Below are 24,779 nucleotides of genomic sequence, written 5' to 3'. Positions count from 1 at the left end.
GATGAAACACGCCCAGTCCGCCCTGCCGCCCCAGCCCGAACCCCGCCCGGCGCCGGCGATCCTTCGGCTGCTGCCGGTGCGCATCTTCGGCTGGATCGCGGCGCTCACGATGCTGCCGGCGCTGATCATCGCGCCGATGACCTTCGAGCAGCAGATCGTGCTGTCGGTGGGCATCTTCGTGGCGGCGCTGGTCACCAACCGCTTCCGCGGCCGCTTCGCCAGCCTGGTTTTGATCTTCCTTTCGGTGGTCGTGTCCTCGCGCTACACCTACTGGCGGGTGACCGAGACCATGTTCATGGACAACCCGCTCGACTTCGTGCTGGGCGTGGGCCTGCTGATGGCCGAGCTCTACGCCTTCGTGGTGCTGCTGCTGGGCTACGTTCAGACCGCCTGGCCGCTGGAGCGCAAGCCGGTGCCGCTGCCGCAGGACCCGGCCGAGTGGCCCACCGTCGACCTGTTCATCCCGACCTACAACGAGTCGCTGTCGGTGGTGCGCCAGACCGTGCTGGCCGCGCAGTTGATCGACTGGCCACGCGACAAGCTCAAGATCTTCGTGCTCGACGACGGCCGCCGCGAGGAATTCCGCGTGTTCTGCGAGCAGGTCGGCGTGACCCACGTCATCCGCGACAACAACCGCCACGCCAAGGCCGGCAACATCAACGCCGCGCTGAAGAACACCACGGGCGAGTTCGTCGCGATCTTCGACTGCGACCACATCCCCACGCGCTCGTTCATGCAGATCGCCATGGGCTGGTTCGGGCGCGACCCCAAGCTGGGCATGGTCCAGCTGCCCCACTACTTCTTCTCGGCCGACCCCTTCGAGCGCAACCTCGACACCTTCGGCACGGTGCCCAACGAGGGCGAGCTCTTCTACGGCCTGATCCAGGACGGCAACGACCTCTGGAACGCCACCTTCTTCTGCGGCTCCTGCGCCGTGCTGCGGCGGACCATCGTGGAAGAAGTGGGCGGCATCGCGGTCGAGACCGTCACCGAAGACGCCCACACCGCGCTGAAGATGCATCGCCTGGGCTACAACACCGCCTACCTCGCGCTGCCGCAGGCCGCGGGCCTGGCGACCGAGAGCCTCTCGGGCCACGTGGGCCAGCGCATCCGCTGGGCGCGCGGCATGGCGCAGATCTTCCGCATCGACAACCCGCTGTTCGGCCGCGGCCTGCACTGGGCGCAGCGCCTGTGCTACGTGAACGCGATGCTGCACTTCCTGTACGGGCTGCCGCGGCTCATCTACCTGACGGCGCCACTGGCCTACCTGTACTTCGGCGCGAGCGTGATCCACGCCTCGGCCTCGATGATCTTCGCCTTCGCGCTGCCGCACATCCTGCACGCCAACCTGACCAACAGCCGCATCCAGGGGCGCTTCCGCTACCTGCTGTGGAACGAGGTCTACGAGGCGGTGCTGGCCTGGTACATCTTCCGTCCGACCCTGGTGGCGCTCATCAACCCCAAGCTGGGCAGCTTCAACGTGACGGCCAAGGGCGGCCTGATCCAGCAGGAGTATTTCGACAGCAGCATCGCCAAGGCCAGCCTGGTGCTGCTCGCGCTGAACTTCGTGGGCGTTTGCCTGGGCGTGTGGCGCCTGACCTGGGTGGATTCGCAGCACATCGCCACCGTGTGGCTGAACCTGGCCTGGACGGTCTACAACCTGATGATCCTGGGCGCCTGCGTGGCCGCGGCCAACGAGTCGCGCCAGCTGCGCGGCTCGCACCGCGTGGAGCTGAACCTGCCGGCCACGCTGTATTTCCCCGACGGCCGCTCCCTGCGCTGCAACACCTTCGACTTCTCCAGCGGCGGCCTGGGCCTCGAATTGCCGCAGGACATGAAGCTCGACCTAGAAACGCCGGTCGAGGTGGCGCTCTACCGCAACGACCAGGAGTCGCGCTTCGCCTCCAGCGTGCGCTTCAGCAACGGCAAGCGCCTGGGCCTTCGCTTCGCGCCGATGAGCTTCGCGCAGGAGCGTGCGCTGGTCCAGTGCACCACCGCCCGCGCCGACATCTGGGCCGCGCGCTGGGGCAACCACCCGCGGGTGCCGATCCACCGCGTGCTCGGCCACATCATCAGCATCAGCGGCACCGGGTTCAGAGACATGTTCAGCCACTACTACCGTGCGGCCGCCTCGCGGCTGCGTCCCGTCAAAGCGAAGGAATCCACGTGACGACCCACGTGACGCCCCACCAGCGCGCGCATCGCCGCGCCGAGCATCCAGTCAGCGCGGCTTCGTCCTCGTTCGTCTCCCGCGCCGTGGCGCTGGCCGTGGCCCTGGTGGCCACCGGCACCGCCTTCGGCCAGACCCGCACCGCCGAACCGCAGGCTCCGGCTGCTGTTCCTGCGGTCCCGGTCGCCGCCGCTGTCCCGCAGGCCGTGGCGGCAGCCGCGCCCACCGGCGGCGCCGTGCGCGAGTTCAACCTCACGCAGCTGGGCATCGACTACGCGGTGCAGTTGCGCGGCATCAGCGGCACGGTCGGCATTCCGTTCAACGTGCGCGCCGACGAGCTGGTGACCGCCGCCTCCTTCAGGCTGAACTACGCCTACTCGCCCTCGCTGATCCCGGAGCTGTCGCACCTGAAGGTCACGGTGAACGACGTGCTGGTGGCCACGCTGCCGGTGCCCACCGCCGGCGCGGGCCGTCCGCAGACGGCCGACATCCCGATCGACCGGCGCCTGATCACCGAATTCAACCGCATCAACGTCGAGCTCATCGGCCACTACACCCGCGAGTGCGAGGACCCGGCGCACACCAGCCTGTGGGCGCGCGTCGACGCCTCCAGCACGCTGAAGCTGACGGTGGCGCCGCTGAAGCTGGTCAACGACCTCGCGGCCCTGCCGCAGCCCTTCTTCGACCGCCGCGACGTCCGCCGGGCGCGCATTCCGTTCGTGTTCGGCACGGCCGCCTCGGGCCCGGTGCTGGAGGCGGCGGGCGTGGTCTCGTCGTGGTTCGGCGCGCTGGCCGACTACCGCGGCGCGACCTTCCCGGTGTCGGGCGCCGACCTGCCCACGGGCCACGCGGTGGTGTTCGTCACGCCCGATTCGAGCATTCCGGGCCTCACGCTGCCGGCCATCCGCGGGCCGGGCATCGCGATCGTCGACAACCCGCGCGACCCCAACGGCAAGCTGCTGCTGGTGATGGGCAGCACGCCCGCCGACCTGCGCACCGCCGCAGCCGCGCTGGCGCTCAATGCCAAGGCCTTTGCGGGCGCCACGGCCTCGATCACCGCCTTCCAGGAGCCGCCCACGCGCAAGCCCTATGACGCGCCGCGCTGGGTGCCGAGCGACCGGCCGCTGCAGCTGGGCGAACTGGCCACGGCGGCCGACCTCTCGGTGACGGGCTACAACCCCGACGTGGTCCGAGTGAACCTGCAGCTGCCGCCCGACCTCTTCACCTGGCGCAGCCGCGGCATTCCGCTCGACCTGCAATACCGCTACACGCCGCGCGTGCGGCCCGACCAGTCGACGCTCAACGTCAACGTCAACGAGAACTTCGTGGGCGGCCTGCCGCTGCGCTCTGCCAACCCGGCCGGCGACCGCTGGTGGAACCCGCTGGCGGTGAAGCTGATGCCCGACGGCACGCTGGCCGAGCGCAAGGAAGTGATCCTGCCGCCGCTGGCCATGGGTCCGCGCAGCCAGCTGCGGCTGCACTACTACTTCGAGCCGGTCGGCGGGCGCTGCGTGCCGCAGCTGGACAACGTGCGCGGCGCCATCGACCCGACCTCGAAGATCGACGTGTCGGGCTTCCCGCATTTCATCGCGATGCCGGAACTGGCCGCGTACGCCAACGGCGGCTTCCCGTTCTCGCGCATGGCCGACCTGTCCGACACCGCCGTCATCCTGCCCGACCAGCCCAGCAGCAGCGACACCGAGATGTTCCTCGGCCTGCTCGGCCAGATCGGCCGCTCCACCGGCTACCCCGCGCTGCGCGTGAAGGTGGGCCGCTCGGCCGAAGCGCAGCAGTGGGCCGACAAGGACCTGCTGGTGATCGGCAACCTGCAGAACCAGCCCCTGTTCACCCAGTGGGCCGACAGGATGCCGCTCAAGCGCAACGGCAACGCGCCCGAGTTCAAGCTCACCAGCTGGATCGACAGCGCCATCGACTTCGTGATCGGCGCGCGCACCCGCGAAGACCTTCCGGGCTCGATGCAGATCTCGGTGAGCGCCGACGGCCGCGACGGGGTGCTGGCCGGCTTCGAGTCGCCGCTTCGCAGCGGCCGCAGCGTGGTCGCCGCGATCGCCAACGGCGACTCGAAGGACGCTCTGCTCAACGCGCTGATGACGCCCGACCTGCTCAAGAGCGTGCAGGGCAGCATGACCATCGTGCGCGACACGCAGGTCAACAGCGTGCTGGGCCAGGACACCTACTATGTCGGGAGGCTGCCCCCCATCGCCTGGGTGCAGTGGAATCTCTCCCGCAGCCCGCTGATGCTGGCCGGGCTGGTGATCGTGCTGGCGCTGCTGGGCGCGGCCGTGTCGTACGCGGGCCTGCAGCTGCGCGCCCGCCGCCGGCTGTCGGTGAAGGCAAAGGGTAAGTAAGGAATACATGCAACGTTCGAAAACAGTGCCCCTGCCGCAACGGCCTTCGAGCCGGCGCGCCCTGCTGGGCGCAGCGGGGCTTGTGCTGGCCCTGCCCAGGCTGGCCGCTGCCGCGCCGGCCGCCCCGCCCCCCACGACGCCCGCCGCGGCTTCGCCCTCGCCAGCACCTGCACCTGCCTGCCACCCGGCCACCGACTGGGCCGCCTTCGCCGCGCGCCACATCCAGCCCGACGGGCGGGTGATCGACTTCAACACGCCGCAGCAGCAGTCGACTTCCGAGGGCCAGTCCTACGGCCTGTTCTTTTCGCTGATCCACAACGACCGCGCCACCTTCTCGCGCGTGCTGGCGTGGACCGAGGCCAATCTCGCGGGGGGCAGCCTCGCCAAGCAGCTGCCGGCCTGGCAATGGGGCCGCAAGCCCGCCGGCGGCTGGGGCGTGCTCGACGCCAACGCCGCATCCGACGCCGACCTGTGGATCGCCTATGCGCTGATGGAAGCCGGCCGGCTCTGGAACGACGCCGGCTACCGCTCGCTCGGCCGGGAGGTGCTGGCGCAGGCGGTGCGCGAGGAGATCATCAACGTGCCCGGCCTCGGGCGCATGCTGCTGCCCTGGCCCAAGTCGGTGGCGAGCGGGCCGCTGTGGCGCCTCAACCCGAGCTACATGCCTCTGCAGCTGCTGCGCTACTTCCAGCAGGCCGACGCGGCCGGCCCGTGGGGCGAGGTCATCGACAACACGCTGCGCATGTTCGGCGCCGTCACGCCAAAGGGCTTCGCGCCCGACTGGTGCGCCTGGTCGCAGGATTCGCGCAGCTTCGTCGCCGATCCGCAGAAGGGTGCCATCGGCAGCTACGACGCCATCCGCGTCTACCTCTGGGCGGGCATGCTTTCGGAGAAGGACCCGGCGCGCAAGATGCTGCTGCTGAACCTGCGCGGCCCGCGCCAGGCGCTGGCCGAGAACCACACGGTGCCCGAATACGTCGACACCGTCACCGGCCAGATCCGCGGCATGGCGCCGCTCGGCTTCTCGGGCGCGATGCTGCCCTACCTCAAGGCGCTGGACGCCACCGATGCATTGGCCGACCAGGTCGCCCGCGTGCCCGGCGGCCGCGTGGCGCCTCCCGCCGCCAACGCAACCACGCCGCCACCGACGCCCTTGCCGTACTACGAGCAGTGCCTGTTGCTTTTCGGACAGGCGTGGCTCGACGGCCGTTATGAATTCGGCCGCCACGGCCAGCTGCAAACCTCATGGAGAACGCTATGCCGTCCCAATCGACCGGCGCAATGACCGGCATGAAGACCGGCCTGACGACCGGCCTGATGCCGCAGCGCTCGCGCGGCCTCGCCGCCGGCCCGCGTGCTTTCGTGCCGTCGCGCCAATCGCGGCAATGGACGGCCTGCCTCGGCATGCTCGTGGCCCTGTACGCCGCCAACCCCGCCCATGCGCAGGCCGATGCCGCCAGCGCGGCGCTGATCGAGCAAGGCAACTACTGGCAGGCCCAGGGCCGCGCCGACCTGGCCGAGGAAAGCTGGAAGAAGCTGCTGAGCGTGCAGCCCCAGTCGACCGACGCGATGTACGGCATGGCGCAGGTCGAGCTCTCGCGCGGCAATTCCGACGCCGCGCGCACCTGGATCACCCGCCTGCGGACCGCGAACCCGAACGACAGCCGCCTTGCACGCCTGCAGCAGCAGGCGCAGCAGCCCGCCGGTGCGCAGAGCACGCTGCAGCGCGCCCGCGCCGCGGCTCGCGCCGGCCGCGCCGCCGAGGCAGTGGAGCTCTACCGCAGCCAGTTCGACAACCGTCCGCCGCCCGAGGCGCTGGCGCTGGAGTACTACCAGGTGCTGGCCAGCACGCCCCAGGGCGCCGATGAAGGCCGCCGCGGCCTCGAGCAGCTGGTGAAGGACCATCCGGAGAACGCCAACTACAAGCTCGCGCTGGCGCAGCAGAAGACCTACAGCGAATCGACCCGCCGCGCGGGCATCCGCGAGCTGGTCGAGCTGACCAAGCAGCCGGCCGTGGCCAATGCCGCGCGCGCCGCATGGCGCCAGGCGCTCATCTGGCTCGACGCGCGCCAGCCCGACGTTGCGCTCTACCAGGAATACCTGAGCACCAATCAGGCCGACGCTGCCGTGGCCGCTCGGCTCGAGAGCCTCACCAGCGCCAAGACCGCTGCCGCGAACTCGCCCGGCGTGCCGGTGGGCGAAGGCTTCAAGGCGCTGGACCGCGGCGACGCGAGCACTGCCGAGCAGCGCTTCCAGCAGGCGCTGCGCACGAAGGCCGACGACACCGAGGCGTTGGGCGGACTGGGCCTGGTGCGCCTGCGCCAGGAGCGCTTCGCCGAGGCGCAGGAACTGCTGGAGCGCGCGGTGCGCGCTGGCGGCAGCAAGTGGAACTCGGCGCTGCAGAGCGCCAACTACTGGGTGCTGGTCGGACAGGCCCGCGCCGCCCAGGGCAAGAACGACCTGCGCGGCGCGCAGTCGCTCTACGAGCGCGCCGTGCGCATCGATCCGCGCGAGCCGGTGGGCCAGAACGCGCTGGCCGACCTGCGCGCGGCCGCGGGCGACTTCCCTCAGGCCGAGCAGGGCTACAAGCGCGTGCTCGAAAGCCATCCGCAGAACACGCAGGCGCTGCGCGGGCTGATCTCGGTCTACGGCCAGACCGGCCGCCCCGACGAGGCCGTGGCCCTGTCGCGCCGTCTCACGCCCGAGCAGGCCACCCAGCTGGGCGGGCTGCGCGACATCCAGGTCGAGCAGGCGCGCAACCGTGCCCGCCAGCAGGCCGATGCCGGCGACGCGGCCGGCGCGCAGCGCACGCTCGAAGACGCGATGCTCGCCGCTCCAGACAGCCCCTGGGTGCGGCTGGACCTCGCGAATCTCTACCGCAAGCGCGGCATGGTGTCCGAGGCGCGCGGCGTGATGGAGGGCCTGCTGATGTCGCAGCCCGACATGCCCGACGCGCTCTATGCGAGCGCCCTGCTCGCCTCCGAGACCGGCGACGCGGCAGCGGGCATCCAGTACCTCGAACGCATTCCCGCCGGCTCGCGCACGCGCGACATGGCCGCGCTGCAGCGCCGCCTCTGGGCACAGCAGCAGGCAGCACGCGCGCAGGCGCTGGCCCGCCAGGGCCAGGTGGACGCCGCGCGCGGCGTGCTCGCACAGGCCGAGTCGGCGCTCAGCAGCGACATGCCGGCCGAGCTCTGGGGCCAGCTCGCGGGTGCCTATGCCGAGATCGGCGACGCACCGCGCGCCCTGGCCATGAGCCGCCAGCTGCTGGCGCGCTCGCCCACGCCGAGCACGGGCGACCGGCTGCTCTACGCCTCGGTGCTGCTCAAGACGAAGCAGGACATCGAGCTGTCGGCCGTGCTGCGCCAGCTGGCCGCCACCAACATGACGGCCAGCCAGCGCGCCGACTTCGACAACCTGCGCGTGGCCTTCGCGCTGCGCCAGACCGATTCGCTGCGCGAGGCAGGCAACCTCGAAGCGGCCTACAACGCGATGGCGCCGGTGCTTGCCGAGCGCCCGGACGATCCACAGGCGCTGGCTGCACTGGCGCGGCTGTACTCGGCGGCGCGCGACGAAGGCCAGGCGCTCGCGCTCTACCAGCGCGTGCTCCAGCGCAACCCGACCGATCTCGACACCCTGCTCGCCGCCGCTGCCAGCGCCAGCGCGCAGCGCGACCACAGCTCGGCCGAGAACTACGTGATGGCCGCGCTCAAGCAGGCCCCCGACCAGTCGCGCGTGCTAGCGGCGGCCGGGCGCGTCTACCGCAACGCCGGCGAGAGCCGCAAGGCCGAGCAGTACCTGCGCGCGGCGGTCGAGGCCGAGCGGCAGGTGGCATCGGGCGGCTTCGCCCCCGGCGGCATGGCCGCATCGCCGCTGCCGCAGGCCAACCCCTTCGCGGGCATGACGGGCGGCGCGCCCGGTGCGGCGGTGCCGGCCGGCTATCCGCCGGCCAACGGCAATCCATTCGCACAGGCGCGGATGCAGCCGGCTTCGTACCAGGCGCCTGCGGCAGCGGCTGGATACCCGGTGGCGCAGGCCTATCCCGCCTACCCTGCCAACGCCGCCTATCCGGCAGCAGCGGCGCCGAATGCCTACCCGCCCGGCGCACTGCCCTGGAACTCGGGCGCTCCGGCGTCGAACGCCAAGGGCCGCTCCACGGCGTCCAAGTCGTCGTCGACCCGCACGGCGCGCAATGCCGCGGCGAACCCGAACAACGTGCCGCAGGCCTCGGCCTATATCGCGCAGCCGATGCAACAGCCCTTGCCGCAGTACCCGGTACCCGGCACGCAGCAGGTCGCGCCGGTCTACATTCCGCCGGCACAGCAGGGCGGCTATCCGGCGCCGGGCTACCCGCAGGCCAACGCCGCCTATGCACAGGCCAACACGCCGCGTGCGGAATCCGGCTGGAACGCGCCGCTGCGCACCGCACCCGCGCCCCGTTCGGTGGAAGCCGAGCTGCAGGAGCTCGAATCACAGCGCGCCATCAGCCTCACGGCGGGCACGGTCTACCGAAACCGCGCCGGCGAGGCGGGCCTGAGCCGGCTCTCCGACTTCCAGCTGCCGATACAGGCGCGCTTCCCGGTGGGAGAAGGCAAGATCGTCGTGGGCGTGACGCCCACGGTGCTCGATGCCGGCACGCCCGCGAGCGACTACGGCACCGGCAGCCGCTTCGGCGGCGGCCCCAGCGCCGCGCTGAACTCGCTGAGCACCGGCGCCAGCCCCGGCCAGCAGAACGCGGCCGGCGTCGGACTCAACGTGGGCTACGAGGGCAAGAACATCGATGCCGGCATCGGCACCACGCCGCTGGGCTTTCCCACCACCAACGTCGTCGGCAACGTGACCTTCAAGGGCAGCATCGGCGACTCGTGGAACTACAAGGCCGACATCTCCCGCCGCGCCGTGACCGACAGCGTGCTGTCCTTCGCCGGCGCGAAGGACGAGCGCACCAACGAGCGCTGGGGCGGCGTGGTCGCCACCGGCGTGCGCGGCGACATCGGCTACGACGACGGCACCTACGGCGTGTACAGCTACCTCGCGGCGCACGGCATCACCGGCAGGAACGTGCAGAGCAATTCGCGCGTGGAAACCGGCGGCGGCGCCTATCTGCACCTGCTGAACAGCCCGAGTTCCAAGCTCACGCTGGGCATGAACATCGGCCTGATGGGCTACCAGAAGAACCTGAGCTACTACACCTTCGGGCAAGGCGGCTACTTCAGCCCGCAGAGCTTCGTGAGCGTGGCGTTCCCGGTCGACTGGACCGGGCGCAGCGACCGGCTCTCGTGGCGGCTGAACGCCTCGCTGGGCGTGCAGTCGTTCACCCAGAAGACTTCGCCCTACTTCCCCACGGACCCGTCGCGCAATTCGGCTGCATCCAACGCGGCCTACCAGGCGCTGGCGCTGGGGCTGAACAGCTCCAACTTCAACAACACCTACGCGAGCAGTTCGAAGACCGGCCTGGCCTACAACCTCGCCGCGGTGCTGGAATACCAGCTCGCTCCGAAGATGTTCCTGGGCGGAGCCCTGGGCTTCAACAACGCGCAGAACTACCGGCAGTTCACAGGCAGCGTCTACCTGCGCTACGTGTTCGGCGGCTCCAGCAGCATCGGCGTGCCCGGCGCCGGCTCGGGCACCACGCTGAACCCGATGACTTCGCCCTACACGCCGCTGCTCTGATCGGGGAGGCCCGCGCCGGGCTTCCCGTCGCGGCCCCACAGCGGCGCGCGCTCATACTGCGCGACCCAGGGCCCGACCTCCTTGGCCGCCATCGGCTTCGCGATGCCATAGCCCTGGCCCAGCGTGCAGCCCATGGCCAGCAGCGCCTCGCCCTGCTTCACCGTCTCGACGCCCTCGGCCACCGCCGTGAGCCCCAGGGCGTGGAGCAGCGCGATGATGCCCTGCACGATGGCGCGGTCCTGGCTGTTGTCGACCATGCCGCGCACGAAGGACTGGTCGATCTTCACCGTCGACACCGGCAGCTGGCGCAGGTAGGTCAGCGACGAATAGCCGGTGCCGAAGTCGTCGATGGTCACGCCCACGCCCAGCAGCTTGCAAGCCTCGACGAACAAGGCGACGTTCGCGAACTGGCTGATCGCGGTGGTCTCAAGGATCTCGAGCTCGAGCATGCCCTCGCCCTGCTTGGGAAACTGGGCCAGGTGGCGCGCCAGCCGCTCGACGAAGTCCCAGCGCATCATGTGGCGCGGCGCCACGTTCACGCTCACCGAGATCTGCAGGCCCTCGAGGCGCCACTGGTGCGCCTGCCACAGCGCGGTGGCGATGGCCCAGTCGCCGACCTGCTCGACCAGGGCATCGTCCTCGATGAGCGGCACGAACTGCGCCGGGGGCATCAGCCCGCGCTCGGGGTGCATCCAGCGGATCAGTGCCTCGACCCCGACCACCACGCCGCGCGACATGTCGACCTTGGGCTGGTAGACGAGGAAGAACTCGCCCTGCAGCAGCCCCTCCTGGATGCGCTGGCGCTCGCGCACCACCTGCTCGTCGGCGCGTGCCTGCGGGGCGTCGAAATAGTGCACCTTGCCGTCGGCCGCGCGCTTGGCGAAGAAGGCAGCGTGCTGCGCCTGGCGCAGCGCGGTCTCGGGCGGCGGGCCGTTGCTGTCGAGCAGCATGGCGCCGATGCTCGCGTCGATGCTGGCGGTCTGGCCGCGCCATTCCCAGGGTTCGGCGAGCGCCGTCTGTATGCGCTCGAGCACCTGCGCGCACTGCGAGGTGCCGAGGCCCGCGAAGAGCGCCGCGAACTCGTCGCCGCCCACGCGCGCCATCACGCTCTCACGCGGCAGCTCGGCCTTGATGCGGCGGGCCACCTCTTCCAGAGCTGCGTTGCCCGCGACCATGCCCAGGCGCGTATTCAGTTCGGCGAAGCGGTCGACATCGACGTAGCACACCGCCGCCAGCCGCTTGCCGGCGCGCGCCCAGTCGGCCATCAGCGGACGAAGGATCTCGTCCGGCGGAAGGCGGGCCGATCCGTCGTAGTAGGACGGCAGTGAAACGGTGGGTTGCTGGTTCGACAAAAGACTGGGACTCCGGAAGTCGCGGGCTATTGTTCTCCCAATTCGTACCGATCCACCCGTTGCGGCGAAGATTTGTTACTGGCACGTGTGCGCACCACAACACCTTCGTATACAACGCGGTGTCGGCCAGTACGCCGCCCTATCCGCAGTACGCGCCGACCACGCGGCCGGTGGGCTCGACCTGCACGTTGAGCCGCATCATGTCCTGCGTCGGATCGGCCGGCTCCGTCGCGAGAACGGTGCGCGCCATCCTCGCACCCGCGCGCTGGCGCATTTCCTCCAGCAGCTGCTGCGTGATGCGAAGCCCCAGCCCGAATCGCACCGACGCCGCCTGGCAGGTGTCGGGCGGGGTGACGAAGCTCGGCGGCTCGGGCACCTCCGAAGTCAGGGGGCGGTCGGCCGGCGGCGACTGGCAGGCGGCCAGGCCCATGCAAAGAGCCCAGGTACCCAGGACCGCCGCGGACCGGCGTCGACCGTTCGTGATGTGCATCTTTCGTGCTCCTTCCTCGCGTTCAAAGTTCCTCGAGAGCTTATTCCGCTGCCGGGCGCCCCTGCGTCAAAGATTAAGCCAGCGAGCCGCGAACCATCAACTAAATCACGCGGCCGCGATCCGGCATCGCATTCGGGCGCTATGCTGAAAGCAACGCGCGCAGTACCCGGCCGAGCCCTCTCGGCCCCATCCCCATGACACAGCCTCCTGCCACGGTTTTCCTGATCGACGTCGACAACACGCTGCTCGACAACGACCGCTTCATCGCCGACCTCCACGCACGCCTCGACGAGGCCTTCGGCGCCGAAAGCGCGAGCCGCTACTGGGTCGGCTTCGAGCAGCTTCGTGACTCCCTGGGCTACGTCGACTACCTCGGCGCGCTGCAGCTCTTTCGCACCAGCGAAAGCCGCGACGGCATGAGCGATGCACGGCTGCTGAGGATCTCGGAATTCGTCATCGACTACCCCTTCGCCGACAGGCTCTATCCCGGCGTGCACGAGACGCTGAAGCACCTGCGCCGCCACGGTCCCACGGTGGTCCTCTCGGACGGCGACGTGGTGCTGCAGCCGCGCAAGGTGCAGCGCTCGGGCCTGTGGGAGGCCGCGGAGGGCCGCGTGCTGATCTACGTGCACAAGGAAGAGATGCTCGACGTCGTCGAGCACCACCATCCCGCGCGGCACTACGTGATGATCGACGACAAGCTGCGCATCCTCTCGGCCATGAAAGCCATCTGGGGACCGCGTCTTACAACGGTCTTCGTGCGGCAGGGCCACTATGCGCTCGACACCGCGGCCAACGCAGCCTACGCACCCGCCGACATCACCGTCGAGCGCATCTCGGATCTCATCAACTTCGACTTCCCATCGACATGAGCCAAGCAAGCAATCCCCTGGCGGGCAAGCCCGCACCCATCGAACTGCTGGTCGACGTGCCGCGCCTGGTCTCGGCCTACTACACAGGCCGGCCCGACCCTGCGGTGCCCGCGCAGCGCGTGGCATTCGGCACCTCGGGGCACCGGGGCTCCTCCTTCGACGATGCCTTCAACGAATGGCATGTGCTGGCGATCAGCCAGGCCATCTGCGACTACCGCAGGCAGAAGGGCATCGACGGGCCGCTCTTCCTCGGCATCGACACGCACGCCCTTTCGACGCCGGCCTTCGGCAGCGCGGTCGAGGTGCTGGCAGCCAACGGCGTGGAGCTGATGATCTCGAAGGACGACGAGTACACGCCCACGCCGGCCGTGTCGCACGCGATCCTGGTCTACAACCGCGGCCGCACCACGGGACTGGCCGACGGCATCCTCATCACGCCCTCTCACAACCCGCCCGAGAGCGGCGGCTTCAAATACAACCCGCCCAACGGCGGGCCGGCCGGCACCGACATCACCGCGGCCGTCGAGGCAGCCGCCAACAAAATGCTCGCGAACGGCCTCGAAGGCGTGAAGCGCATGCCGCTCGCGCAGGCGCTGCGCGCTTCGACCACGCACCGCCACGACTACCTGAACACCTACGTCGAGGACCTGGCCCAGGTGCTCGACATGGATGCCATCCGCGACGTGAACATCGACCTGGGGGTCGACCCGCTTGGCGGCGCCGGCGTGCGCTACTGGCCGGCCATCGCCGAGCGCTACAAGCTCAAGCGCCTGAACGTGCTCAGCTGCGAGGTCGACCCGACCTTCCGCTTCATGTCGCTCGACTGGGACGGCCGCATCCGCATGGACCCGTCGTCGCCAGATGCGATGCACAAGCTGATCGAGCTGAAGGACCGCTTCGGCATCGCCTTCGCCTGCGACACCGACCACGACCGCCACGGCGTCGTCGCCGGCAGCACCGGCCTGATGCAGCCGAACAGCTACCTCGCGGTGATGATCGACTACCTCTACACGCACCGGCCGAACTGGCCCGCGCAGGCGGCCATCGGCAAGACGGTGGTGAGCAGCCAGATGATCGACCGCGTCGCCAGCCGGCTCGGACGCAGGCTGCACGAGGTGCCGGTGGGATTCAAGTGGTTCGTCGACGGGCTGGTCGATGCCTCGCTGGCCTTCGGCGGCGAGGAAAGCGCAGGCGCGACCTTCCTGCGCAAGGACGGCTCGGTGTGGACCACCGACAAGGACGGCATGGTGCCCGCCCTTCTCTCCGCCGAGATCGCCGCGCGCACCGGACGCGACCCGGGCGAACGCTATGCCGAGCTGACGCAGGCGCTGGGCAGGCCGGTCTCGAACCGGGTGGACGCTCCGGCGACGGTCGAGCAGAAGAAGCGGCTGTCGAGCCTGTCGCCGCAGCAGATCCGGTCGACCGAGCTGGCGGGCGACAGGATCGTCGAGGTGCTGAGCCATGCGCCAGGCAACGGCGCGGCCATCGGCGGCGTGAAGGTTGTCACCGCGAATGGCTGGTTCGCCGCGCGCCCCTCGGGCACGGAGAACATCTACAAGATCTACGGCGAGAGCTTCAAGGGCGAGGAGCATCTCGCGCAAATCCTCGAAGAAGCGCAGCACGTGGTTGACGGCGCGCTCGCAGGGAACTGAAGCCGCATGCGGACGCTGGTGCTGCGGCTGAACCCGGGCGACGACCTGCGTGCGTCGCTCGACTCGGCCCTGGCTGCGAGCGGCAGTGAAGCGGCATTCATCGTCTCGGGCATCGGCAGCCTGAACGGGGCGAGCATCCGTTTCGCGGGGGCGCCGAGGCCGGCTCGCATCGAGGGCGAGCTGGAGATCCTCACGCTGGCGGGCAGCCTGTCGCCGGACGGATCGCACCTGCACATCAGCGTGTCGGACGCCGAGGGCCGCGTCTTCGGTGGGCACGCGGCGCCGGGCTGCGTCGTGCGGACCACGGCCGAGATCCTCGTCGCCGTGCTGCCGGAGTGGCAGTTCGCGCGGACGCACGATCCGCTCACCGGCTATGCCGAGCTGAGCCCGCGCCTGAAGCCCTGAAGCCCTGAAGCCCTGAAGCCCTGAAGCCCTGAAGCTCAGCCTTCCAGCGACTCCACACGCAGCGTGGTGACCGGCCCCGCCACCTCGGCGCGCGCCTGCAGCGCATGCACGGCCAGGTCGAGCGCGCCCTGCTCCACCGGCCCGGTCAGCACCAGCACCTGAGGTCCCACCCCGGGCCGTTCGGCCGCCAGCGCGACCTGGTGCACCGGCACTTTCCGCTCGGCGAGGCCGGCGGCGATCGCCTGGATCTGATCGAGCGCACGCACCGGCACGCGCAGGTAGTGCGAGGTGTGGACGGCTGCGCGCGGCAGCACGGCCAGCGCATTGGTCGCATGCGCATGGACGCCGAGGTGCGGCACATGCTGCGCGGCATGGACGCCGTCGAGCCGAGCCACGTCGACAAGGTCGGCGATCACGGCAGAAGCGGTCTGTTCCGAGCCGGCGCCCGCGCCGTAGTACATCGTGAGTCCGGCCGCGTCGCTCTTCACCATGACGGCATTCATCGAACCGTTCACCTGCGCCATCAGGTGCGCGGCAGGCACGAGCACAGGCTGCACGCGCAGTTCGACCCCGGCCGCCTGCCGGCGCGCGACGCCCAGCAGCTTGATGCGGTAGCCCAGCTGCTCGGCGCAGGCCACATCCACGCCCTGCAGCGCGGTGATGCCCTCGACCTGGGCGTCTGCGAAGCGAAGCGGCATGCCGAAGGCGTTGGCGGCCAGCAGGGTCAGCTTGTGGGCCGCGTCGATGCCCTCGATGTCGAAGCTGGGGTCGGCCTCGGCATAGCCCAGCGCCTGGGCCTGCGCGAGTGCGGCGGCGAAGTCCAGGCCCTCGTCGCGCATCTTGCTCAGGATGAAGTTGGTGGTTCCGTTGATGATGCCGGCCACCCATTCGATGCGGTTGGCGGCGAGGCCTTCGCGCAGCGCCTTGATGATCGGGATGCTGACGGCCACCGCGCCTTCATAGGCCACGATCACGCCCTTCTCGCGCGCGGCCGTGAAGATTTCGGCGCCGTGCACCGCCAGCAGCGCCTTGTTGGCCGTGACCACGTGCTTGCCGTGCGCAATGGCGGCCAGCACCCAGTCGCGCGCAGGTCCGGTGCCGCCGGCCACTTCCACTACCACGTCGATGTCGGGATGCGTGGCGACGTGCATCGCGTCGGCCGTCAGCGCGACGCTGTCTCCCACGATGCCGGCCGCGCGCTCCAGGTTGCGCGCGGCGACCATCACCAGTTCGATGGACCGGCCGGCCCGCGCCGCGATGTCGGCACGGTTGCGCGCCAGCACGCGGAAAGTGCCCGAGCCGACGGTGCCGATGCCGATCATCCCGACGCGCAGGGTACGGATGGCCGCCTGGCGGTGGTGCAAGGGCTCTAGGGATTCAACGGGATCGCGGTACATGGACAACTCCTGACGAAAAAACAAAACCCAGCTGCCAGAGCTGGGTTCATTCGTTCGGGGGAGAGAGCGATACACCAGGTGGCTGCCGGAACGGCCACCTGCGCGTGCTCAGGTGGCCGCGGTGGTAATGGTGGTAATCATTCGAGCAACGACCATCGCCTGCGCGGAGGCAGGCGGCATCATGCGGCCCATGGGGGCTGCGAAAGATGCGAAGGGGAAGCGTTGGCTCGACATGAAGCCCTGGAGTGTACAGGACCCGGGCGGCGTCCCGGTCAGGGTGCGGCCGACAGCCGCTTTTCGACCCATACGCTGTAGCGCGAGAGCCCGAAGCACAGCACCCAGTAGACCGCGGCCACGAAGAGGTAGCCCTCGAGGTAGAAAGGCCGCCAGGTCGGGTCGCCGCCCAGCGCCAGCCCCAGCGCGCCCGTCAGCTCGAAGAGGCCGACCACGGTGACCAGCGAAGTGTCCTTCAGCGTGCCGACCACGTTGTTGGTCAGCGCGGGCACGACGAGGCGCAGCGCCTGCGGCAGCACGATGTCGCGCTGCACCGGCCAGCGGCCGAAGCCCAGCGCCATCGCCACTTCGATCTGCCCGCGCGGCACGGCCTGCAGGCCGCCCCGGATGATCTCCGCTAGGTAGGCGGCCACGAAGAGCGAAAGGCCCGCGAGCACGCGCACCAGCACATCGGGCTGCCATCCGGCCGGCCACAGCAGCGGCAGCAGGAACGAGGCCATGAACAGCACCGAGATCAGCGGCACGCCGCGCACCAGTTCGATGTAGCTCGCGCACAGGGTGCGCACCACCGGCCAGCCGGAGCGCCGCCCCAGGGCCAGCAGCAGTGCCAGCGGAAAGGCCAGCGCCAGCCCCACCACCGCGAGCCCGATGGTCAGCGGCAGGCCGCCCCAACGTCCGGTGGGCACATGGCTCAGGCCCAGTACGCCGCCGCGCATCAGCAGCACAAAGAGCAGCAGCGCGACGACCCACAGCGGCACCAGCCACCAGCGCCAACTGCGCGGCCAGGCGCTGAGCATGGTCACTGCCGACAACACGACCACCGCGACGGCGGGACGCCACTGCTCCTCGTACGGAAAGCGCCCGAAGAGCATCGGCCGCCACTTCTCGGCCACCACGCCCCAGCAGGCGCCATGCTGCACGGCCCGGCAGGCCTCGGCGTCAGGCCGGAACACGGCGTGCACGATGCCCCATTCGACGACGTGGAAGCCGATCCACGCGAAGAGCGCCAGCAGCAGCAGCGTCGCAAGCACGCGCATCGGCGAACCCCAGAGCTCGCTTCGCCATGCGATCGGCCCTTGCGCGGCGTTCCTCATCGCCAGCCCCGCAATGCGACGCGCGCGTTGTAGCGGTTCATGCCGAAGGAGATCAGCAGCGACAGCAGCAGGTAGACCGCCATGATGATCGCGATGCACTCGAAGGCGCGGCCGTTCGTACCGATGGTGGTGTTGGCCACCGACACCAGTTCCGGATAGCCCACGGCCACCGCCAGCGACGAGTTCTTGGTGAGGCTCAGCAACTGGTTGGTGAGCGACGGCACGATCACCCGAAGCGCCTGCGGCAGCACCACGATGCGCAGCTGCTGCACCGGCGAGAGCCCCAGCGCCTGCCCGGCCAGCACCTGCCCCTGCGGTACGGAAAGAATGCCCGCGCGCACGATCTCGGCCACGAAGGCGGCCGAATACAGGCTCAGGCCGGCGACGATGGTCACGTACTCGGGACTGAGCGCCGCGCCGCCGCTCACGCCGAAATCACCGCGCTCGGGAAGCTCGAAATGCAGGCCGCCCTCGCCCATCATCGGCCACGGCACGCTGAGGCCGCCCTTGCTCAGCCACACGCCCGGCAGGAGCCGCACCGGCTCCGTCGGATCGGGCAACAGGTTCGCCATCGCGAAAGCCAGCATCAGCAGCTGGACCAGCAGCGGCACGTTGCGCACTAGCTCGACATAAGCGGTGCAGATGCCGCGCAGCAGCACATGCGGCGCGAGCCGGCCGATGCCGATCAGCGTGCCCAGCACGACAGAGAAGATGGCTGCGGGCACTGCCGCGCGCACCGTATTGATCAGGCCCGCAAGGAAGGCGCGCCAGAACGGCTGGCTGGCATCGAAGTCGAGCCAGCCTTCGCTGATCGAGAAGCCGGCAGGCTCGGTGAGAAAGTCGAAGCCCGAACGCACGCCGCGTGCGCGCAGCACCTCGAGCGCATGGTGAACCACCCAGACCGCTCCGGCCACCACGGCCAGCACCAGCAGGGCCTGGACGGCCCATGCCAGCCAGACCCCGCGCGATGACGAAGGAGCAGCGCTTTTACGGATAGTCATTGCGTGGTGGAGAAGCGGTCCAATGCCAGGAACACCGCGGAACCGGCCGCGCCGGGCCGCTGGTGTTGCGCCCGGCGACGGGATTGGCGAAGCGACACGAAGTGCGCGAAGCCTGGAGAGCTCTTATCTCACCGGGGGGGCGTAGATCAGGCCGCCCTTGCTCCACAGGTTGTTGGAGCCGCGCGGCAGCTTCAGGACCGACTTCGGTCCGACGTTGCGCTCGAAGATCTCGCCGTAGTTGCCCACGGCCTTGATGGCGCGGAACGACCAGTCCTTGTCCAGGCCCAGCAGCTTGCCGAGGTCTTCACCGGAACCGAGCAGGCGCTGCTGCGCCGGGTCCTTGCTGCTGGCCTTGAGCTCGTCCGCGTTGGCCTGCGTGATGCCGAATTCCTCGGCCTCGATGAGCGCGTTGGGCACCCACTTGGCGATGGCGAACCACTCGTCGTCGCCGCGGCGCACCAGCGGCGCCAGCGGCTCCTTGGAGATCAGTTCGGGCAGGATCACGTAGTCGTCGGGATTGGTCGCTTCCTTGTTGCGCAGGCCGGCCAGCGCCGAGGCGTCCGTCGTGAAGGCCTGGCAGCGGCCCGAGAAGAAGGCCTTGAACGAGGCCTCGAAGCTCTCGAACACCACCGTCTTCACGGGAATGCCCTGCGCACGGAAGTAGTCCGACACGTTCTTCTCGTTGGTCGTGCCCGACTGGGTGCAGATGGTCGCGTTCTTGAGCTGCTTGGCGCTCGTCACCTTGAGCTTCTTGGGCACCAGGAAGCCCTGGCCGTCGTAGTAGGTGATGGTGGTGAAGTTGAAGCCCAGCGAGGCGTCGCGGGTGAGCGTCCAGGTGGTGTTGCGCGCGAGGATGTCGATCTCGCCGGCCTGCAGGGCCGAGAAGCGCTGTTGCGAGTTGAGCGGAACGAAGTCGACCTTCTTGCCGTCGCCGAGCACGGCAGCCGCGATGGCGCGGCAGGTGTCGACGTCCAGGCCCGACCAGTTGCCCTGCGTGTCGGGCGCCGAGAAGCCGGCAACGCCGTTGGTCACGCCGCACTTGACGGTGCCGCGCTGCTTGACTGCATCGAGCGTCTTGCCGGCGAACGCCGGGGCGGCAAAGGCCAGGGCTGCGAGGCAGGCGCCCGCGAGCAGCGCCGGCCGGAATGGTTTGTTCATCATTGGTGTTCTCCTCAACAACGGTAAGCAAAAGGCAGTGTACGGGCCGACGGCTGACTCTGCCAAAGAACTCCGGGTTGAATGCATATGCGCCTCGACAGGCTGGCTGGAAGCGCCGCAGGGTCACTACCATACGGCCCTTCACCAACCACTCAATGGGAATCCACACAATGGTCAAATCCGACGACACCGGCAAGTTCATCCTGCGCGTTTCTCTCGGCGTGCTGATCCTCCTGCATGGCATCGCCAAGCTGCAAGGCGGCGTCGGCTTCATCTCGGGCATGCTGGCCCAGCACGGGCTGCCGGGCGCATTGGCCTATCTGGTCTATATCGGGGAGGTGGTGGCGCCGGTGCTGCTGATCGTCGGCCTCTACACGCGGCCCGCAGCCTGGATCGTTGCCATCAACATGGTGGTGGCGATCGCGCTGGTCCACACGAAGGAACTGGGCGCACTGGGCAAGCAAGGCGGATGGGCGCTGGAACTGCAGGGCATGTTCCTGGCCGCAGCGCTCGGCCTCGCCTTCATGGGCGGCGGCCGCTTCGCGCTGAGCAGCAAGTACAACTGAGCCGGCGGGCTCAATCGTCGTCGGCAGCATCGAGGCCCGGAAACAGGACCTCGGTGTAGCCGAATCGCGAGAAATCGCGAACCCGCATCGGGTAGAGCTTGCCCAGCAGGTGATCGACCTCATGCTGCACCACGCGCGCATGAAAACCGGTGGCGACCCGATCGATGGGTTCACCGTAGGGGTCGAAGCCCGTATAGCGGATGCTGGCGAAGCGCGGCACCACGCCGCGCAGGCCCGGCACCGACAGGCACCCTTCCCAGCCCTCTTCCTCTTCATCGCCCAAGGGTGTGATGACAGGGTTCAGCAGCACGGTGCGCGGCACCGGTGGCGCATCGGGATAGCGCGGATTCACGACATCGGTGCCGAAGATCACGAGTTGCTGGTCGACGCCGATCTGCGGCGCGGCAAGACCGGCTCCATTGACCGCATGCATGGTCTCGAACATGTCTCGCACCAGCATGTGCAGTTCGTCGGTATCGAATGCGGCCACCGGCTGTGCGATGCGCAGCAGCCGGGGGTCGCCCATTTTCAGGATTTCGCGGATGGCCATGGCGGGATTATCGCGATGGCTCCGAACTCCGCCCCCGGAGGGGATCAGGGAGGGGTCTGGTTCTTCGAGTCGGGCGAAGTCCAGAGTCGCGCGTTGCCGCGAGGCGGGGTCGGGATAGAGCCCGGGCCGCCACCCGCGATGGGCGGACGAGGCGGCACCACCACAGGCGGAGCCACTGGGCGGCCGCCACCACCCCAGGCAGGCGGGCGGACCGGATAGGCCGGCCGGTCGTAGTAAGGCCTGTCGTAGTAGCGCGGACGCCGCTCGTAGTAGCCGCCGCCGTTGATGTAGACCGGCGCCGGCACCACCACGGGCGCGGGCTCGCTGTAGTAAGGCCCCGACGAATAGCCCCCGCCGTAGTAGGGATCGGCTGGAACGCCGACGCAGCCGGTCAGCAGCGCAACGCCACCGATGGCGGCACAGGCACCGAGAACTCGAATTTTGGTCATGAGGGACTCTCCTTGTGGCCTTCAATTAGCTTTCAACGTCAGGTTGTAGACCCTGTTGACTGCGCTGCGATGAAGCAGCGTAACGGCCGGTAAAGAGGCCGGTCGGGGTGCCTGCCGCCCGACGACTCAACCCGCCGGAACGCCGTTGGCAAGAATCTCCAGCATACGCGCCTCGTCGATGATCTCCACACCGGCCTCGCGCGCCTTCTCGAGCTTGCTCCCGGCCTCTTCGCCCGCCACCAGGTAGTGGGTCTTCTTGCTGACCGAACCGGACACCTTGGCGCCCGCCGCCTCCAATTTATCCTTTGCTTCGTCGCGGCTCAGCGTAGGAAGGGTGCCGGTGATGACGAAGGTCAGCCCCGCCAGCGGCTTCGGCGCCCGGGCGGCCGGCTCGCCCTCTTCCCAGGTCAGGCCGCAGGCACGCAGCTGCTCGACCACCTCGCGGTTGTGCGGCTGGTCGAAGAAGGTGCGCAGGCTCTGCGCCACCACCGGGCCGACGTCGTTCACCTCGAGCAGCTGCTCCTCGGTCGCGTCCATGATCGAGTCCAGCTTGCCGAAGTGCTTGGCCAGGTCCTTTGCGGTGCTCTCGCCCACATGCCGGATGCCCAGCCCGAACAGGAAGCGCGGCAGCGTGGTCTTCTTCGAGGCCTCCAGCGCATCGACGAGGTTCTTCGCCGACTTCTCCGCCATGCGGTCCAGGCCCGCCAGCGTGGCGAAGCCCAGCTTGTAGAGATCGGGCAAGGTCCGGATCAGGTTCGAATCCACGAGCTGCTCGACCAGCTTGTCGCCGAGCCCGTCGACATCCACCGCGCGACGCGCCGCGAAATGCAGGATGGCCTCCTTGCGCTGCGCCGCGCAGAACAGCCCTCCCGTGCAGCGATAGTCGACCTCGCCCTCCTCGCGAACCGCCTCCGAGCCGCAGACCGGGCACTTGCGCGGCATCGTGAAGACCGGGCCGCGCTGATCGTCGGGCTTGGCCAGGCTCTCCGGCGCCACGCCGACCACTTCGGGAATCACGTCTCCGGCGCGGCGCACGATCACCGTGTCGCCCACTCGCACGTCCTTGCGGCGCGCCTCGTCCTCGTTGTGCAGCGTGGCGTTCGTCACCGTCACCCCGCCGACGAACACCGGCGCAAGCTTGGCCACAGGCGTGAGCTTGCCGGTGCGCCCGACCTGGATCTCGATGCCGACCACCTCGGTCAGCTGCTCCTGGGCGGGGTACTTGTGGGCCACGGCCCAGCGCGGCTCGCGCGAGACGAAGCCCAGCTGCCGCTGCAGCTCGATGCTGTCGACCTTGTAGACCACGCCGTCGATGTCGTAGGGCAAGGCATCTCGCTGGCGGCCGATGTTCTCGTGGAACGCTATGAGTTCGATAGCGCCTGTGGCACGGGCCGTCTGCGTGGCGACCGGGAAACCCCATTCGTGGAACTGCTGCAGCCAGTCGAACTGCGTGGGCCAGTCGGGCCCGCCTTCGGCGGCGGGCGTCACCTCGCCCAGCCCGTAGGCAAAGAAGCTCAGCGGCCGCGCCGCGGCGATGGCGGGATCGAGCTGGCGCACGGCGCCGGCCGCCGCATTGCGCGGATTGACGAACACCTTCTCGTTCTTCTGCCCGTCCGCGATCTTCTGGCGCTGGCGCTCGTTGAGGGCGTCGAAGTCCGCGCGCTTCATGTAGACCTCGCCGCGCACCTCGACCACCGGCGGCGCCTTGCCCTTGAGGCGCAGCGGGATCTCGCGCACCGTGCGGATGTTCTGCGTGACGTCCTCGCCCACCTCGCCGTCGCCGCGCGTGGCCGCCTGCACCAGCACGCCGTTCTCGTAGCGCAGGTTCATGGCAAGGCCGTCGAACTTCAGTTCGCAGACGTAGCCGACCTGCGGGCCGTCCTCGGCGAGGCCCAGTTCGCGGCGCACGCGCGCATCGAAGGCGCTCGCGCCGCCGGGCGTGATGTCGGTCTCGGTACGGATCGACAGCATCGGCACCTTGTGGCGCACCTTGACGAAGCCTTCGAGCACCTTGCCGCCGACGCGCTGGGTCGGCGAGTCGGGCGTGCGCAGATCGGGAAACTCGGCCTCGATGGCCTGCAGGCGCTGGAAGAGCTTGTCGTACTCCGCATCCGGCAGCTCCGGCGCGTCGAGCACGTAGTAGAGATGGGCGTGCCGGTGGAGCTGTTCGCTCAGTGCGGCGGCTTCGCGTGCCGCTTCGTCGCGCGTCGTCATGGTGTCTCCCGAGGAGGAATCGAAATCAGCTGAAGAGTCGCCGCGCCAGCGGGGAACCCGCGGCAAGGTCGCGCCCGTCGAGCGTGTCGTAGAGCTGTTCGAGATCGGCGCCGATGACGTCCATGGTCTCGTCGCGCAGCAGCTGGCCGTCGCTGTCGGTGACCACGCCGTCCATCTCGCGAGCCAGGGTGGCGGCGGCTTCGCGCATGCGGCGGAAAGGTTCCTCTGCACGGTCGACCTGCGGCACGTCCAGGCTCAGGCTGAGTTCGCGGATGGCCGACTGGGCCGGGTCGTCGGCCAGCGCGGCCTGCGTGTCGAAGGCCAGGCCGAGGATCGGCGGCAGGCCGGCTTCGCTGGCCGGCAGCACCATGCGTCCCGGGATGATGCCCGCCACGAAGCCCAGCCGCGCGGCGTTCTGCTGCACGTAGCCCGGGCTCCAGGCCGCATGCAGCGCACGCAGGACGAAGCCCAGCTGCGCATCGTGTGCGCTGGCGAACTGGTCGAGCTCGCGGGCCCGCGCCACCTCGTCGAGCATCTCGGGAAATTCCGGGGCTCCGTTGACTGCATCGGCAAAGGCCTGGGCCTTGACCACGAACTCGGAGTACTCGATCTCGTTGAGCGCGCCCGTGCGGTTGGCCAGCTGCACGCCGACCTGGAAGGCACTGTAGCGCTGGCCGGCCACGGGCGGCTCCCATTGCCCGGTGTGTTCGTTCAGGCCCTCGATGGCCACCGGCTTGCTGCCCGCACGGCGCGTGGGCGGCATCGCGGCGAGAGCGGCATCGCCCGAGGCCAGGCCATCCAGCGAGATCGGCGCGATCACGTCGATCAGCGGATCGAGCCCACCCCGGCGCTCGACCGGGGGCACGGTCGCGCTGCTGGGCGCGGGAAGATCGGGGTCGAACAGCGGCTCGTGCCGGTCGGAGCCCTGCACCTTGTTCGGATCGTCGTTCAGCACCGGCTCCACGCCGTCGCCGCCCGCGGCAAGCGCGCGCTCGGCCTCATCGAGCGCGACGTCGACCGCATCGGGTTGCCGCGGCGCATTGCGGCGCGACATCATGGCCTCGTAGCCGATGACGGCCGCGAGAACGAGGCCGCCGAAGATTGCCAGGGCGAGTGTGAGATTGCTCATGGAT

The 24,779-nt window shown here is 69.3% G+C and carries 18 protein-coding genes; 8 read left to right on the top strand and 10 right to left on the bottom strand.

Annotated features, from left to right (window positions below):
- Position 1 precedes the first annotated feature (1 nt).
- The 4 genes from bcsA to ACTJLF_RS00310 are packed head-to-tail and all read left to right on the top strand — an operon-like array spanning position 2 to position 10,212.
- The gene (gene bcsA / locus ACTJLF_RS00325; protein ID WP_440882258.1) at positions 2–2,170 is read left to right on the top strand and encodes a UDP-forming cellulose synthase catalytic subunit; all 2,169 of its coding nucleotides are present in this window, start codon (positions 2–4) and stop codon (positions 2,168–2,170) included.
- On the top strand, positions 2,167–4,539 hold the full coding sequence (gene bcsB / locus ACTJLF_RS00320; RefSeq protein WP_440882257.1) for a cellulose biosynthesis cyclic di-GMP-binding regulatory protein BcsB: 2,373 nt from the start codon (positions 2,167–2,169) through the stop codon (positions 4,537–4,539). Before bcsA ends, bcsB begins: the two co-directional genes overlap by 4 nt.
- Positions 4,540–4,546: 7 nt before the next feature.
- Positions 4,547–5,824 carry a cellulose synthase complex periplasmic endoglucanase BcsZ gene (gene bcsZ / locus ACTJLF_RS00315; protein WP_309936195.1) on the top strand — a complete coding sequence of 426 codons (1,278 nt, stop codon included), beginning with the start codon at positions 4,547–4,549 and terminating at the stop codon, positions 5,822–5,824.
- Entirely contained in the window at positions 5,797–10,212 is a 4,416-nt protein-coding gene (locus ACTJLF_RS00310; RefSeq protein WP_440882256.1) for a cellulose synthase subunit BcsC-related outer membrane protein, read from the top strand. Before bcsZ ends, ACTJLF_RS00310 begins: the two co-directional genes overlap by 28 nt.
- Here the strand turns inward: ACTJLF_RS00310 and ACTJLF_RS00305 are convergent.
- Positions 10,194–11,564: a putative bifunctional diguanylate cyclase/phosphodiesterase gene (locus ACTJLF_RS00305; protein ID WP_019652527.1), complete on the bottom strand. Its 1,371-nt coding sequence runs from the start codon at positions 11,562–11,564 to the stop codon at positions 10,194–10,196. The two genes, ACTJLF_RS00310 and ACTJLF_RS00305, sit on opposite strands and share 19 nt — an antisense overlap.
- Positions 11,565–11,703: 139 nt before the next feature.
- Positions 11,704–12,054 carry a hypothetical protein gene (locus ACTJLF_RS00300; protein WP_440882255.1) on the bottom strand — a complete coding sequence of 117 codons (351 nt, stop codon included), beginning with the start codon at positions 12,052–12,054 and terminating at the stop codon, positions 11,704–11,706.
- Positions 12,055–12,248: 194 nt separating this feature from the next.
- Here ACTJLF_RS00300 and ACTJLF_RS00295 point away from each other — a divergent pair, with 194 nt between their 5' ends.
- The 3 genes from ACTJLF_RS00295 to ACTJLF_RS00285 are packed head-to-tail and all read left to right on the top strand — an operon-like array spanning position 12,249 to position 14,983.
- Positions 12,249–12,926 carry an HAD family hydrolase gene (locus ACTJLF_RS00295; RefSeq protein ID WP_440882254.1) on the top strand — a complete coding sequence of 226 codons (678 nt, stop codon included), beginning with the start codon at positions 12,249–12,251 and terminating at the stop codon, positions 12,924–12,926.
- A complete protein-coding gene (gene pgm / locus ACTJLF_RS00290; RefSeq protein ID WP_440882253.1) occupies positions 12,923–14,578 on the top strand; it encodes a phosphoglucomutase (alpha-D-glucose-1,6-bisphosphate-dependent) in 1,656 nt (551 codons plus the stop codon). Before ACTJLF_RS00295 ends, pgm begins: the two co-directional genes overlap by 4 nt.
- Positions 14,579–14,584: 6 nt before the next feature.
- Positions 14,585–14,983, top strand: a complete 399-nt coding sequence (locus ACTJLF_RS00285; RefSeq protein ID WP_440882252.1) for a PPC domain-containing DNA-binding protein — start codon at positions 14,585–14,587, stop codon at positions 14,981–14,983.
- Between the two features lie 35 nt (positions 14,984–15,018).
- Here the strand turns inward: ACTJLF_RS00285 and ACTJLF_RS00280 are convergent, their stop codons facing one another.
- From ACTJLF_RS00280 to ACTJLF_RS00265, 4 genes are all read right to left on the bottom strand, one after another.
- On the bottom strand, positions 15,019–16,380 hold the full coding sequence (locus ACTJLF_RS00280) for a homoserine dehydrogenase (RefSeq protein WP_132751087.1): 1,362 nt from the start codon (positions 16,378–16,380) through the stop codon (positions 15,019–15,021).
- Between the two features lie 272 nt (positions 16,381–16,652).
- Positions 16,653–17,708: an amino acid ABC transporter permease gene (locus ACTJLF_RS00275; protein ID WP_132751088.1), complete on the bottom strand. Its 1,056-nt coding sequence runs from the start codon at positions 17,706–17,708 to the stop codon at positions 16,653–16,655.
- Positions 17,705–18,709: an amino acid ABC transporter permease gene (locus tag ACTJLF_RS00270; RefSeq protein ID WP_019652519.1), complete on the bottom strand. Its 1,005-nt coding sequence runs from the start codon at positions 18,707–18,709 to the stop codon at positions 17,705–17,707. Before ACTJLF_RS00270 ends, ACTJLF_RS00275 begins: the two co-directional genes overlap by 4 nt.
- Positions 18,710–18,832: 123 nt before the next feature.
- A complete protein-coding gene (locus ACTJLF_RS00265; protein ID WP_026346170.1) occupies positions 18,833–19,867 on the bottom strand; it encodes an amino acid ABC transporter substrate-binding protein in 1,035 nt (344 codons plus the stop codon).
- A 170-nt stretch (positions 19,868–20,037) separates the two neighbouring features.
- On the opposite strand from ACTJLF_RS00265, the gene ACTJLF_RS00260 reads away from it, so the two are divergent.
- Positions 20,038–20,433, top strand: coding sequence for a DoxX family protein (locus tag ACTJLF_RS00260; RefSeq protein WP_019652517.1), 396 nt, complete (start codon positions 20,038–20,040; stop codon positions 20,431–20,433).
- Positions 20,434–20,443: 10 nt separating this feature from the next.
- Here the strand turns inward: ACTJLF_RS00260 and def are convergent, their stop codons facing one another.
- The 4 genes from def to ACTJLF_RS00240 form a co-directional block, all read right to left on the bottom strand.
- A complete protein-coding gene (def, locus tag ACTJLF_RS00255) occupies positions 20,444–20,983 on the bottom strand; it encodes a peptide deformylase (protein WP_019652516.1) in 540 nt (179 codons plus the stop codon).
- Between the two features lie 44 nt (positions 20,984–21,027).
- Positions 21,028–21,432, bottom strand: coding sequence for a hypothetical protein (locus ACTJLF_RS00250; RefSeq protein WP_019652515.1), 405 nt, complete (start codon positions 21,430–21,432; stop codon positions 21,028–21,030).
- A 126-nt stretch (positions 21,433–21,558) separates the two neighbouring features.
- On the bottom strand, positions 21,559–23,646 hold the full coding sequence (gene ligA / locus ACTJLF_RS00245) for an NAD-dependent DNA ligase LigA (RefSeq protein ID WP_440882251.1): 2,088 nt from the start codon (positions 23,644–23,646) through the stop codon (positions 21,559–21,561).
- A 25-nt stretch (positions 23,647–23,671) separates the two neighbouring features.
- Positions 23,672–24,775, bottom strand: a complete 1,104-nt coding sequence (locus ACTJLF_RS00240) for a cell division protein ZipA C-terminal FtsZ-binding domain-containing protein (protein WP_440882250.1) — start codon at positions 24,773–24,775, stop codon at positions 23,672–23,674.
- Positions 24,776–24,779 lie beyond the last annotated feature (4 nt).

This window comes from Variovorax sp. 22077 (assembly GCF_052044195.1).
In the GTDB taxonomy this organism is placed as follows: Bacteria; Pseudomonadota; Gammaproteobacteria; order Burkholderiales; family Burkholderiaceae_C; genus Variovorax; species Variovorax atrisoli.
This window is presented reverse-complemented; position numbering and strand designations above follow the sequence as displayed.

Coding starts and splice junctions, on each gene's coding strand:
- ACTJLF_RS00310 (WP_440882256.1), top strand. CDS start 5,797: ATGCCGTCCCAATCGACCGGCGCAATGACCGGCATGAAGACCGGCCTG.
- ACTJLF_RS00285 (WP_440882252.1), top strand. CDS start 14,585: ATGCGGACGCTGGTGCTGCGGCTGAACCCGGGCGACGACCTGCGTGCG.
- pgm (WP_440882253.1), top strand. CDS start 12,923: ATGAGCCAAGCAAGCAATCCCCTGGCGGGCAAGCCCGCACCCATCGAA.
- ACTJLF_RS00250 (WP_019652515.1), bottom strand. CDS start 21,432: ATGACCAAAATTCGAGTTCTCGGTGCCTGTGCCGCCATCGGTGGCGTT.
- bcsA (WP_440882258.1), top strand. CDS start 2: ATGAAACACGCCCAGTCCGCCCTGCCGCCCCAGCCCGAACCCCGCCCG.
- ACTJLF_RS00295 (WP_440882254.1), top strand. CDS start 12,249: ATGACACAGCCTCCTGCCACGGTTTTCCTGATCGACGTCGACAACACG.
- ACTJLF_RS00275 (WP_132751088.1), bottom strand. CDS start 17,708: ATGAGGAACGCCGCGCAAGGGCCGATCGCATGGCGAAGCGAGCTCTGG.
- ACTJLF_RS00300 (WP_440882255.1), bottom strand. CDS start 12,054: ATGCACATCACGAACGGTCGACGCCGGTCCGCGGCGGTCCTGGGTACC.
- ACTJLF_RS00260 (WP_019652517.1), top strand. CDS start 20,038: ATGGTCAAATCCGACGACACCGGCAAGTTCATCCTGCGCGTTTCTCTC.
- bcsZ (WP_309936195.1), top strand. CDS start 4,547: ATGCAACGTTCGAAAACAGTGCCCCTGCCGCAACGGCCTTCGAGCCGG.
- ligA (WP_440882251.1), bottom strand. CDS start 23,646: ATGACGACGCGCGACGAAGCGGCACGCGAAGCCGCCGCACTGAGCGAA.
- def (WP_019652516.1), bottom strand. CDS start 20,983: ATGGCCATCCGCGAAATCCTGAAAATGGGCGACCCCCGGCTGCTGCGC.
- ACTJLF_RS00240 (WP_440882250.1), bottom strand. CDS start 24,775: ATGAGCAATCTCACACTCGCCCTGGCAATCTTCGGCGGCCTCGTTCTC.
- ACTJLF_RS00280 (WP_132751087.1), bottom strand. CDS start 16,380: ATGTACCGCGATCCCGTTGAATCCCTAGAGCCCTTGCACCACCGCCAG.
- ACTJLF_RS00265 (WP_026346170.1), bottom strand. CDS start 19,867: ATGAACAAACCATTCCGGCCGGCGCTGCTCGCGGGCGCCTGCCTCGCA.
- ACTJLF_RS00270 (WP_019652519.1), bottom strand. CDS start 18,709: ATGACTATCCGTAAAAGCGCTGCTCCTTCGTCATCGCGCGGGGTCTGG.